At 52.0% G+C, this 14419-nt stretch carries 1 protein-coding gene (only partly in view); it reads right to left on the bottom strand.

The annotated features are described in order from the left end of the window. Nucleotides 1-14419: the beginning of a tandem-95 repeat protein gene (locus S2091_RS07450; protein WP_105531166.1), read on the bottom strand. It extends 33239 nt beyond the left edge of the window; the window shows 14419 of its 47658 coding nt (coding positions 1-14419); its start codon is at nucleotides 14417-14419; the stop codon falls past the left edge of the window.

Raw genomic sequence — 14419 nt, 5'->3', positions numbered from 1 at the left:
GAATATCCGTTGAATAGTCATTGACCACTTCAACCGTGTATTGACCGGACATCGTCGCGATTAATTGGGTGTTGGACAGGTCACCTGAAGCAACGACATGCCCGGTCGGATCAAGCACTTCCAAATTGGCGTACTTGTCGTAACCCCAGGAATTATTGTTTGGATTGTAGCCATACGTGTTCGCCGGAGCAACCAGCGCCAGGTACAGGCTATCGCCCGACTGTAAATTGACGGTATAGCTGTCTGCCTGACCACTCGGCTGCAGTTGACCTTGCACCGATTGTGCATTGGTCAATGGTGCCGACGAACCAAGAACCAGCAACTGGAAACCGAATGCATTGGTAGCAAAGCCGCTGTTTTGCAGCGTCATCGTATATTGCCCTGGCTCCAGGGTCATCACTGTTTGATTATCTTGCGGTGGGTAGTCAACATCGATACCGCCCGAGCCGGCAGGGCCGTAGGGACCGGTGAGGCTCCAGCCCACATAGGCAGTGCCATCGTTTAATTGATTAAATTGAACGATGGTCGGTTGAGTGACATTGAAGGTATAGCTTTGGCTCGCGGTCTGTGCGTCTAACGTTCCGGTCACTGTCTGACCCAGAGCAATCGCTGTCGGTGTAGTCACGCCTTCATTTACTTCAAACGACAAAGTAGCGCCGCTCGTGTTGTCGTAATAAGTAGGATTCGTGATCAGCAAATAAAGTGGGCCAGTGTTGGCAACCTGGTACACGTTGGAATTAGTTCCTGTATTGCCTTGCTGTAAAATTTGGCCGTACTGATTCACCAGAATCCAGCTACGCGCAGTGTAATCCCCAGTACCACCCAATGCATTAAAACTGATCTGATCTCCTGCAGTCGCATTGATCTGATATGCCACAGAAGCGTAAGCGGGCAATGCGGTAGTCACTGCCTGGTCATAGGCCAATGTCGGCAATTGATTGCCATCCAGTTGCTGCACGCTAAAATTGTACGAGTTGTTGAAATCGTTCTGTTGCAGCGAAATAGTGTAGGTACCAGCCTGAAGCGACATCGGTTGGTCATAGCTCGTACCAACCGTCACACCATTTGCATCCGTTATGGTGACAACTTGAGAATTTCCACCCCAATACCAGTTCTCTAACGCTTCGTTGTTGTTATCTATGTAGTACAGCCCAGCCTGGGTCAATTGAAACTGAAAGGTTAGAGGGGGGGCTCCTGCGCTGATGGAGCCTGCAGCGGTGAACGTGGACACAATGGCCGGTGGCGCGCTTGTAGCTACTGCACCGACGGTGGCGCTAAGGTTGAAAGCGTTCGATGGCACATCGGCCAGCGTGTCGCGTTGCACCCTGATCAGGTAGCTCCCTGCTTGCGCGAAAGTCAGGTCGAGCGGTGTGCCGCTGGATGGGTCCCAATTCGTAAGCACAGTACCGTTGGGTGCAACAACCTGTACTGAACCGACGCCCGACCAGGTTTGTGCCGTCAAATCAAATGCGTCGCCAGCCTGTGCACTCATACTCCAAAGCGACAGCGTATCGTCGCCGTCCGGCAGTGCCAGTGTTTGCGGCACGCCACCCTGGCGCGGGAATTGTTGCGCAGCAGGTACTTGTACCGCGCTAAATTGCGCGGTGCCAACCAGGCCATCGGCATTGGCATTGACCCGCACGGCATATTGACCGGCAGGCAGGTAAACATCCCATGTGCCCGGAGTGGTGGCGTTAAACCCATTTTGGGTTGCGACTACGGTACCGTTCGGTTCAATGATAGAAAAACTCACCGCTGTCGAAGGCGCACTAATCCCCTGCAACTCGACCCACCCGGAAGAATCCTGTTCGAAATTAAACGTGGTCTGATCCTGACGTGTCACCAGGCTGGCCGACATCGGTGCATCCCAGGTCAGTGGTTCAGTCGCGACTATCGGCTGCGTCAACGTGGCGCTAAATGGCGTTGGGGTGGCGGAGGAAGAGACCTGATTGACCAGCAAATAAACTGTGCCGCTTGGTGGAGCAATGAAGTTGATTGACTGATCCCAAGTTCCAGTCTGGCTGGCAATAGTATCGCCATAGGCATCAATCAGCGTATAAGTGAGCCCGCCCCAATAGCTGTTTTCCCCAGGGGTCGTAAAATCCAGGTTGTAATTCACTCCAGGTGTGGCTTCAAATTGGTACACGCCCACTGTTTGATTAGCCGGGACCGAACCAGTAATCGTGCCGGTATTGCCGTCATCGATCGCATTTTGCAGCGACAATAATCCGAATGCGAAACTTGGCGTACTCCTCCCCGAGCTCGACACGTTGATCGTGTAAGTACCTGCCGCTAGTTGTTCAGAATAATAATTGAAAGCACTGCTGCTCGAATTCGTAGTGACTATTGTGCTGCCGTCAGGTCCGACCAATGCGAGATTGGCCGAACCGCCTTGTGGGTCGAGTAAAACCGTGGTTTCTTGGGTCAGCGTAAATTGATATTGATTGACATTCCCTGCTACCAGAGTGCCGCTGACTTGATCACCAACGTTAATGTCCGTCAGAGGGTTACTGCAATTGGTTATAGTAACCGTGCTGGCATCCGGCGCTTGATCAGTGCCACTGCCGTACATATAAAACACATAGGTACCATTCTGCGGCAAGGTCAATTTTTGCGATTCATCATCACTGTAGTACTCAATGCCACTTCTGACCAGTTGCCCATTCGGTCCAATCAATCCCCAATATTGTTCAGGCGAATTACCACTAACCCAGTCCGCATCAATCAGTACCTGTTGTCCGGCTGCTCCAGTCAACTGGAACGCACTGGACTGATTGCCTTGTGCAACGGCTACCGGAGTCGTGGTGCCGAGTGTCAGCGTTGGTAAGTCTGCAACCGCTGAGCTCGAAATACTGTAAGCGCCGGGAGACGGTTGATTTGGCCTTAGCACCAACGAATAAGTACCCGCATCCAGTTGGTAGAGGCCATTCACATTGCCATTGGTGGAAAAAATGGTTGCCGGTTGGTCAGTCCGCGACAGCGTCGCAGTATATCCGTCATCTGAAATTCCCAACCAGACATCGGTCGGTTCCGTCAGTGTGAATTGCTGCGTCGACATATCAACCGGCAAATTAAGAGAACCTGTTACCACGCTGCCCAGCGTATATTCAGCGGTATCTTGCAGACCTTGTGTCAAGCTAAAGCTGGTACTATCCGAACGCCCTTGACCACCGGTCAAGCCGTATAGGTTGATGGTGTAATTGCCCGATGAAGCAGCAGTAAACGCGATGCCTGGGGTGTTACTGAAATAGCCGTTTGAAAGGACTCCACTCGACACTTGAATACCCTGCGCATTGAGCACGCTATAAGAATATCCATCGCCATAGACCATCCCAGCAGTGGGGGTAAGCCAGTACGATTGCCCTGCCTGTGCAGCGACAACTAACTGTTGGTCAGGAACACCGTTAGACCAGTTAACGGTCGCAGAAGTGCCAGCCGCCAAATCGGTGCCGGATTGCACCAGGTTTGCGGTAAACGAGAATGGCAACGGTTGCGTCGGACTGGCCGAATTATAGTTATTCACCCGCACCGTATAGGTTCCAGCGCCGAGGCTATACACCGCGGGCTCGGTGCCATAAATATTATATTGGTACAGCGCAGAAACTTGGTTCCCGTTCGAGTTAAACACACTATAGTCAACATTGCCGCTGGAAATCGGCAGTACGAGTTCGGCAGCGGAGGTCAAACTAAACGTATAGTTTTTAGTTTGGTTATAGGCGACGAACTGGCCTTGTGTCGGGATGCCGAATTGCAGCGTCGTTGGCAGCAGGCTCGCCGTAAACGAGTACGCCAGCGGCTGCGCCGGCGCGACGTAATTGTAGTTGATGACCTGCAAGGTATACGTGCCGGCACTGACATCATAGTCAGGCGCTCCACTACCATTGGGATCCAGATTGGCTACCTGCACACCGGACGCATTGGTCAAGATGTAACCAATACCGCTGCCGATCCCAGCCAAGAGCAACTCCGACGCCGACGACGCAGTAAATGTGTAGATATTGGTTTGATTTTCTGACGCGAACTGCCCCTGTGTCAGGCTACCGAATTGCAGCGCAGTTGGCTGCAACAGATTCGCGGTAAACGAAAACGGCTGCGTACTTACCCCATAATTAACAGCTTTTAACGTATAGGTACCTGGACTGACTTCGTAGTCAGGCGACGAATTCGGGTCCATGTACGCGACCTCATCACCAGCCGCATTGTACAAGTAGTAATAAACACCGTTATTACTGCCAGGACCGGCCAGTGTAAATTGCGCAGCAACGGTTGATGTAAACGTATAACTATAGGACTGGTAATCCGTGAGGAACTCGCCCTGCGTTACACTACCGAATTGCAGCGGCGCAGGTGCGCTCGGCGTTTGCACCAAGGAGAAATTCAATGCGCCACTGTTTGACGGCGTACCACGCTGAACCACCAGCAGATACTGACCACTCAACGAACCAGTGGAAAACTGCCTATAGTAGTTTTGTGAAGGATCGCCCGAAGCAACCAAGTTACCCGCCGGATCATAAAGCTGGTATGAGTCACCGGACTCCGCTCCAGGCAAACCGGAAAACCACGTTTCATTGGAAGAATCCAACGTGACGTCAAACAACGCATAGTTTTGGCCCGCATTCATGGCCAGCGACACTGGTGTTCCGAGCGTAATCGGGGTCGCATCCGTATCGTCGACAACTTTAAACTGTGCCGAACCGGAACCGTCGGATAACGTCAACTGGTAACTACCGGCGACCAGCCAAAGTACCGTTGCACCATTAATCTGCCCACTGACTGATCCGCTTGGGCCAGTTAATTCATAAGTCTGGTAGTTGCCGCCTTCCCACTCCAGAGCAACTAAGCCATCCGCTGCCACATTGAAGGTGTAACCCAAAGAAGGCGCTGTCCAATTGGTGGAGGTACCAATTGCAACCGGTACCGGAACAACAGCGGGCGGCGGGCCTGCCGTGTCAGTCGCGGTCAAGGTAACGCTAGCACTGCTATTGTCAGCCAGGCGTTTCACGACAATGGTCACCGGACCATCGGCCGTCACCGTCGCACTTTGGTTACTTTGGTCGGTCCATGTGCTCAAAATCTGGTTGCCCGACGCATCAATCACCGTCACTTCAAAATCACCGCTTGCGTCCAATGTAGACAAGCTTACGGTGACCGTATCCCCAGCTTTGCCGGGGACTTGGTACAAGGTTTCCGTACCGACTGCCATGGCGTTAAGTTCGACACTACCAGTGCTATTTATCGTACTGCTGGTAGTGACCGCCTCGGTTTGTCCAGTCTGAATGCCACTGGCGTTAAAATTTGTCGTGATTGTCGTGCCTTGTCCATCATTAACGTAACTGCTGGACGTGCCATCGGCATTGACAGCATTACCGGAACTCGAACCGTCCAGATTGAACGTGTCACTACCTGAGCTACCGTCCGATTTCTGCCACGTGTCACTGATCTTGACGCCGCTCGCGTTGAGTTGAGTGGTCGTCGTAACGGTATTACCATGACCATCATCTGCGTAACTGACGGTGCTGCCATTGGCGTTAAAGGTATCAGTACCTGAACTGCCATCCGCTTTCTGCCACGTATCGCTGATTTTGACACCGCTAGTGTTAAACAGTGTTGTGGTGATACTGCCCTTGCCATCGTTGATATAACTCGTGGAGGTGCCATCGGCGTTCGTGGCGCTGCCTGAGCTTGAGCCGTCGATATTGAATGTATCACTACCGGAACTGCCATCCGTTTTCTGCCACGTATCGCTGATTTTGACGCCGTTGGAGTTCAGTTGCGTGGTGGTGATATTACCCTGACCATCGTTAGCGACAGTGCTGGAACTGCCATCGGCATTGTCGACATAACTGCTTGAGCTTCCGTTTGAAAAGTACTCATTGCCATAGCTTGAATTATCTGCATTCCAGACATCGTTACCATAGCTGCCATCGGTATTGGTATAGGTGTCGGAACCAGAGCCGTCCGCATTGAAAATATCCGACCATGCACCCTGGGGTCCTTGCGATACAGCGCTCAATTCAGTGCCGCTGGCATTGTATTGCATCGTTGTAATTTGACCTGAACTGGCTTGTTGTTGAATGCTATAGCTGCCATCGACTTGCGTGACGGTTGTTGTGATGTTGCCCTGACCGTCATTGGTGTAACTACTAGTAATGCCATTGACGAACGTCGTCGTTCCGGAGCTTGAGCCGTCGGCATTAAACGTATCGCTGCCGACACTGCCATCCGCTTTCTGCCATGTGTCGCTGCTTTCAAATCCTGCTGCACTGTCCTGGGTAGTAGTGGTATCGCCTTGACCATCTGTAGTGACGGCCGTGCTGCTGCCATCTGCATTCGACGTTGTAATTGACTGAGTTTGACTCGTTTGTACGCCAGTAGCGTTAAAATTTGTCGTGATTGTCGTGCCTTGTCCATCATCGACGTAACTGCTAGAGGTACTGTCGGCGTTCGTAGTACTGCCTGAACTTGATCCATCAGCATGGTAGGTATCACTACCGGAACTGCCATTAGGTTTTTGCCACGTATCGCTGATCTTGACACCACTGGCGTTATATTGCGTCGTCGTGATTTGACCTGAGCTGACTTGTTGTTGAATGCTATAACTACCGTCGACTTGCGTAACGGTTGTTGCTATGTTGCCCTGACCGTCATTGGTGTAACTACTGGTAATGCCATTGACGAACGTCGTCGTGCCGAAGCTTGAACCGTTGGCATTGAAGGTGTCGCTGCCGACACTGCCATCTGCTTTCTGCCATGTGTCGCTGCTCTTGGCCCCTGCTGCACTGTACTGGGTCGTAGTGATGTTGCCTTGACCGTCTTTAATGACGACCGTGCTGCTGCCATCGGCATTCGACGTTGTAATTGACTGAATTTGACTCGTCTGTACGCCAGCGGCGTTAAGGTTTGTCGTAATGATAGTGCCGTTGCCATCATTGACGTAACTACTGGAGGTGCTGTCGGCGTTCGTGGTGCTACCTGAACTTGATCCATCTGCATTGTAGGTGTCACTGCCGGAACTGCCATCGGGCTTCTGCCACGCATCGCTGATTTTGGCACCACTCGCGTTATATTGTGTCGTCGTGATTTGACCTGAGCTGACTTGTTGTTGAATGCTATAACTACTGTCGACTTGCGTGACGGTTGTTGTAATGTTGCCCTGACCGTCATTGCTGTAAATTCTAGTATGACCATCGGCATAGGTTTCACTAACGAAGCTTGATCCGTCTGCATTGAAGGCGTCAGTACCGAAGCTGCCATCGGCCTTTTTCCAGGTGTCACCGATCTTGGTCCCGCTACCGTTGAACAGTGAGGTGATGGTGTCACTCTGACCGCCATTGACGACGGTAGTCGTTGTGGTGGAAGTGGTAGTTAACGCAGTCGCATCAGAAAAAGGCGTCAGTTTCAAGCTCGCCGAATTGACGGTGTTATTCTGATTATTGAGCGACAAGGTGTAATTGCCGGCCGCCAGGAACACAACATTAGCTTGACCGACAGCATTTTGCGCATTACCCCAGCCTGCCACTTGACCCAGCGGACCATTGATCGAACCGCTGATATCTTGCCCAGCCGAGGTAAAATCGAGCGACCAAAAACCACTCTGTGTTACATTAAAATTCTGCGTTGCAACTTGATTGCCAGCCGAAAAATTAGTAATGATTAACGACGTACTGTTGTTGACCAGGCTACCGACATTGCGCGTCAGCGGTGATGCCAATGGAACATACTGCAGGGCGAAATTGAATGTTGCTGCATTTCCAGACTCGTTACTTAGTTTCAGAAAATAGGTGCCGGCATTCGGCGCAGTGAAGATGCGGGGCTGAGAAATGAAACCGTCGACTACTTCATCCCCGCTAGAGTCAGACATGGAACCGTTGAATACGACGTTCCCACTAGAGTCAACAATAGAATAACTACCGTCCGAATTGCCTGCGGACGGCAACAAGGTCAGGTCGTCACCTGCCGCAAGATTGAGGCTAAAATTTGACACCCCATTAGTTGGAATTTGCACCGACTGCGCAACGTTAGTCGCCAATATCGGTGGCGGTGCCACGGTCGCAGTGAAATTGACGGTCGCATCGGTAGCGGCGTCATTGTATATCTTTAATGTATAAGTACCGGCTTGTGCTGGGATGAACGCAGCTGCCTGATTAATATCGCCGTCGAAAACGTCATTTCCGTTAGCGTCATACAGTGAATAGCCACCTGTTGTGCTGGCAGCGCCGGGCGTCCAGGAAAACTGATCTCCCGCCGCAATGTTGACACTATAGTAGGAAGCCGCATTATTGGCCGCGACCAGGATCGATTGACTGGCATTGGCAACCAGCGGACTCAGGTCCGTTGAACTCGTCAACCGAAAACTGAACGGTTGCGGACTTGAATTTGGTGAATAACCATTAGCAACAATATAGTCACCAGGCTGAAGCGTCCAGGTACCGTTATTGTCATTCATCTGCTGCCAGTAGTCACCGGTAAGCGACTCTATCACAACATTTTGTCCACCTGGGGGGATTGTATCCAGAAAAAAAGTGGTCGGCTGTGTGATATCCAGGCTGTAGGCATAGCTAGAATTACTAGAATCAGTTTGATTGACCCATTGGCCAGACGTGATCGCCCCGTTCTGCGCAACCGGTGGCGTACCAGCGGTTTGCGTTGCAGTCACGCTCACATTCATCGGGGGCGACGCTTCATCGCTGTTCGACGTCAACACCAGTACTACAGGGCCCGTCAAATTACCTTGCGAAAATGTTGCGATATGGTCGCCGGTCGTGGAATCTATTTCAGTATTAACATTGAGCGAGTTACCGCTCTGATCATAGGCTTGTAAATTGTAGCTCTGGCCATTAGAAGACGCTATGTCCACGGAAAATTGGCTGAACGGATCCGCAGCAAGACTGATCGCCAACGACTGACCAGTGGCAAGTTGCCCAATATTTGTTTGCTGACCTGGTGTTACTTCAACCGCTGCGCCTGCTGTGACATTGATTTGAGGATTCCCGGTCGCGTAACCTGAGTACCAGTTACTCAGCGACAGATTGTAGGTTCCGCTCGTAACATAGTAGATGCCGCCATCAAAAGGATAATAGCCGTGTGCAACCGATGTGTTGGATCCGAAGGTGTTCAACGACCACATTGCGTCGGAATCCTCAACGCGCCACCAAACTACATTTGCAGTACTCGGCTGCACGGTCATCCAACCTGACTTGGTTACTTCGAACTGGGCACTTTGTGTACTACCGTTAGTCGTATCAATCGTAACGCTAGTCAACTGCGCGGCAGTGAGCGGACCAAGATCGTTCGATGAAGTCGGCGGCGCTACTGTGGCTACCGCATTGAGGCTGAAATTGACCGAGGCCGCCTGGGATGTCTGGTTAGGATTCTGGTACACGACGACGTAACAGGTTTCCGTATTCGCAACCGACCAAGTTTTTCCGCTGACGGTAGACGGGTCACCGGAATCGAGCAAATTGCCATAGGCGTCGTAAATCCCGTACCCCATGCCGCTGCTAGCGCCGGCAAGGCCATCAAACTGATAACTCTGCCCTGCCTGCGCATTGATTTTGAATATACCGACGGACTGACCGGCGGCTAATGTGCTGTCGACATCTTGACCAGCAGTAATAGCAGTACCGCTACTGCCGGTATATACCGTAAACGGGAAGTTGTTATTCGCATCGGAAAACTGTAATTGATAGTTTCCTGCTGCTGCCCAACCTAATACAACTGGCGCTTGAACGCCCTGTGGCGACTCGGCAGGTAATGTACCATTGAGCGTAATAACCGCACCCGACAGCGTGACATTATTGTTGATGGTAGAAGCAGACTGTACGATCACCAAATCATCTTGCGGCAAATTCAGTGAATAGAGCGGTGACGGCTCTCCGGAATACGTGCCCGAAACGTCTTGACCAATCGTGATAGGGGTAGTTGGAACGACTGCTGGCGGTGTTGCTGCCGTGCGCACTACAGTGAGTGTGGCACCGGCGCTTTGTGCTGCAGTTTGGGTAACCAGGAGATATACCGGGCCGCTAGCTTGCGACTGCGAGAAATTCAGACTTGAAGTACTTCCCGAATAAAACAAAGTGCCATAGGCATCAAATGCCTGAACCACAAACTCTTGTCCATTGGACGCACCGTCGGTATCGACCAAGGTACCGGAAAATGTGTCTCCGGGGGTCGCATTAACGCTGTACAGCACCGATGCCCCAGCAGCCAGCGAAGGCAGAACCGTCGGTGCATCGTCTGTCAATTCGATTGCAGTCGCAAACGGAGTTGCCTGGATGTTGAAGGTGCCAACTGTCGCTGCGCTAGTGACTTCAAGTTGATAATTTCCGGCAGTAAGGTAAGCCGAAGCATCACCTTGCGTTGTCCCGCTTGCAAACTTGGTTACAGGGATCGCCGTACCCAGTGGGCCTACGAGCGTCCAGGCCGCTCCCGCCAAACCGCTGGCGTTAAATAAAAAAGTCCCCGACTGGGCAACGTTAAAATCCGTAGTCACTGTTTGACCGGGACCGGAAGCCGTACCAGACAGCTGGTTCAAGGCTGTGTTGGACAATTGCCCTGCGTTGATAACGGCAGCATTCGTCCAGGTATTGACTTGTATGCTACCTTGCAGCGGCGCGCCATTGCTAAGGGTTCCTCCAACCCAGACGTAATAATCGCCGCCTGCTGGCAAGGCGACGTTTGCAAACGAATTATTGTTGAGATCGCCACCGCCCAGAACGTTGCCACTCGCATCGGTCACCTGCCAGGTCGCGGAGTCGCTGTTACTAATGTCTGCCGATAAGCCCAAATTAGTCGCGTTGGCGACGTTAATTTTGTACACCGCCGTGCTGCTGTCAGAGCTTGAATCAAGCGACAGGTTCTGACCGCTTTGAAGGTCGGGGGCTGATGCTGCAGCGATATTGAGAAGCTGGAAAGACAGAGTTCCGCTAGTTGCTCCTGAATCGGTAATTTGCAACGTATACGCACCGGCCGACACGGCCACAGGCGGTACATTGCTTTGATCACTATTGGTATTTCCTGACGCCACTTGTTGCCCTGCCGCGTTGAGCAAGGTCCAATTCGCGCCTAAATACGTTGACGATAATTGATCGAATTTTAACCAGCCCGGCGCAGTGACATTGAAAGTATAGTTCGCAATAGTACCTGGCACGACCGGCGTTTGGACACTCTGTCCCAGCGTCAGTGAAGCGGTGGTTGGCGTGGTCTGGAACATCGTGAACGAATACGGACTTTCCGTCGTCGCAGCATTGCTACTGTCCCCCTGTATGCTTAGGTAATAAACACCCGTAGCAGGAACCGTGAAAGGTGCGGAGCCATACCACGCATTACCACTAGAGACAACTTGCGCATTCGCCCCGAAGAGGCTCCAACTCCAGGACGAATTTGCATTGTCCCCCTGCATAGACAGTTGCTGCCCAGCATTAGCTGAAAACGAATACAGCGCGTTCTGGGTTCCGGGGGCCAATTCGCTACTGGTTACCACATTGGTGGTCAACGGTGCCGCTGCATTAGCACCCATGAGACGAAAATCGTAATTGCCCGTTGCACCTTGGCTACTATTAACAGTCAACTGGTAGGTACCAGCATTCAGATTGTAGAAAGAATTGTTGTTCGCCGTTAAATTCTGGCTAAAAAGGGCGGGTTGTGTACCTTCGGTCAATTGCCACTGAATCTGGTTACCAGCAATACCGTCGAAGAAAAGAAGTGATGGGTCGGTAACCGTGAACTGGTATACGTCCTGTTCACCGGGTTGCAGAAGCGTGCCTTCAATATTTGTCACGCCAGGCATCGTATCGTCGGAATAACCTTGCACTACCTGCGAACTTACCTGCTTGCCCGAGCCATCATACGCGTAGAGCGTGCGGCTATCATCGATGCTTTCCAAGCCCGCAGTCAATTCCGCCAGCGTCCCCGTTGTCAACAGGGAAGCGTTGGGCGTTTCGGCATACGCGCGCGTTTCTACCAATTCATTAGCGCCATTGTAGATATATTGAGTCAACTTATCCGTTGGACTCAGCGTCCCAACGAGATTATTACTCCCGTCGTAAAAATTCCGGGTTACCTGATCTTGACCTGGATTTGGCACGACAAGGATGTCATTTGGCGTCAGAACACCGCCTAAGTTACTCACATTCACTGGCGTCGCGTAAGCGATTGTTTCAACCGCATTCGAAGCACCGTCATAGATAGTTTGTGTAACGGATCCCGTTGCAGAAATCGTGTACTCAATGCGACCTGCGTTGTCGTAGACTTGCCAGGTCTTTTGATCATTGGCGCTTGCAACCGGTGTGATCTGATTTAACGTGACATCGATAGGTTGTCCACTACCGTTGATCAACAGACTGGTATTGACCGGCGTCGCATAAGCGATAGTCTCAATGACTTGACCGGCGGCGCTATATACATATTGCGTCAGCATGCCGCTGTTCGTCACCACGCCCACCTTGTTGCCATCAGCGTCGTAAATCATCCAGGTATTGCCGGACACGTTCGTGGTCATGATGGCGCGGCCATCGTCGTCATACACCGTGGACGAATTTTGTGACGTGTCCAGACTATTACTCTGACTCAGCAATCGGTTATCACGATCATAAACGCTGGTGACGGTATTCCCAGTCAACTGTTGTGTAGCAACAATCGTATTGGCCGCATCGTCATACTGGGTTGTGGTCGTGCCGTTGTTACTATCAACAGCACTCAGCACACGCCCTAATCCATCGTAGGTATAACTGGTTTGCTGAGCGATGCTAGTTTTGCTCAACAGATTACCCGATTGATCATACGCATACGCTGTCGTGGCGCTATCGCTGACGATACCGGTCAATGCGGCGTTATTCGATACAGCCGTGTAAGTAACCACTTGCGATACTTGACCGCGTGCGTCGTAACTCGTGTCGGTCCGCTGAACGTCAGTACGGGTCTGCGCACCGACATCGTCAGCCGGTGTGACTTGCTGGATCAACGACGCAATAGTAGCGACGCTCTCGGCACCAGTCAGTTGCGATGCATCCAGCGTTTGGCCAGCATAAACCAGTGTCGTCACGCACTGGTTGTGCGCATTGTATTGATATGCGGTGATCTGTCCTTGCGGCCCAACCACATAACTCAGCAAGCCAGGCTGCCCAGTGGTGGCGGATGGCGTGTAATAGTAATAGGTCGTCTCAGGGCTACCGGCCTGGTCGGGTCCGGCACCGTCGTCGTCCGCGATCTGGTAAGTGGTTTCGCTGGTCAACTGGTTATTCGCGTTGTAGGTGCGTGTCACGGTGTCGCCAGCGGCGTCGCGTGTCAACAGCAAATTGCCATTGGCATCGTACTGCATGACCGTGGTATTGTTTTGCGCGTCAGTCGTACTGGTGACGTCACCATTGCTGTCATACGTGTAGCCAGTATTGGGAACCGCGCCGTTGACCGCTGGTGACGCGATGTTGATCAGACGCCCCTGGCTGTCGTAGGTATAGGTACTGACATTGCCGAGCTGATCGGTAACGCTGGTCTGGGTACTGCTGATGTAGTCGAATGTGGTTTTGTTGCCGAGCGCATCAATAACCGTGTAGACGCGCTCCTGTCCATTGACCGGTACGTAGGTGAAATTGAGTTGAACACCGTCTTGTTGCGTGACGCTGGCGATCAGGTTGGAATTGCCAAAATACGTATAGTTGGTCGCATAGGTATTGCCATCGGCAATGCTGTTGTCGGACGGGCTGAGATCCGTGGTGACAGTGGAAAGGCGATTCTGGCTGTCGTAGCTATAGTAGACCCGCGTACTAGTTTGCCCCCCCGCCAACACGTCGCTAATCTGCGTCAGATTACCGTTCACATACGTGTAGATGGTGCTTTCTCCGCTGGCGTCGGTAATTTGCGTCAACAGCCCATTGGTGTAGCTGTAAGTCAGCTTATCTCCGCTGGTGTCGGCGGCGCTGGTGATATAACCGTTTTGTCCGTAGGTTTGCGTATTGCCGGTAGCGCCTTCAGTCCAGGTCCACACTTCCGTGGTCCCGTTGAAACTGAGCGTGTCGTCGGCACCAGAACCGTCCCGGGCAACATAGTTGTTGCTTGCCGCATTATAGGTATACACCACCTGCCCACCGTCGCCGTCGATGCGAGTAATGGTGCTACCAGCGGTATTGGCCGTGCCAGTGAGGCTTCCGACCAGGGTGATCATACTCATACTCCAGGCCGCACCATTACCCTCGTTCAAACTACCTTGGGAATTGTAGGTACGCACCGCGTCGATATCGAGCCCTTGCGAAGCAAGAAAATCGTCATTATTTTGTAATACCAGATTGCCATTCGATACATCGACCACGGCTTCTTCTTTGGTGGCGCCATTTGCAGCCGGCCCAATCAAGCCATTTTGTCCGAGCAGTCCTGCTGATGTGTTCGTTAAACCGAGGTTATTTCCGCTGACGATCGCTACCAT

This window comes from Solimicrobium silvestre (assembly GCF_002976435.1).
In the GTDB taxonomy this organism is placed as follows: Bacteria; Pseudomonadota; Gammaproteobacteria; order Burkholderiales; family Burkholderiaceae_D; genus Solimicrobium; species Solimicrobium silvestre.
Note: the sequence above shows the minus strand (reverse complement) of the source record. Positions and strands in the feature narration are given on the sequence as shown.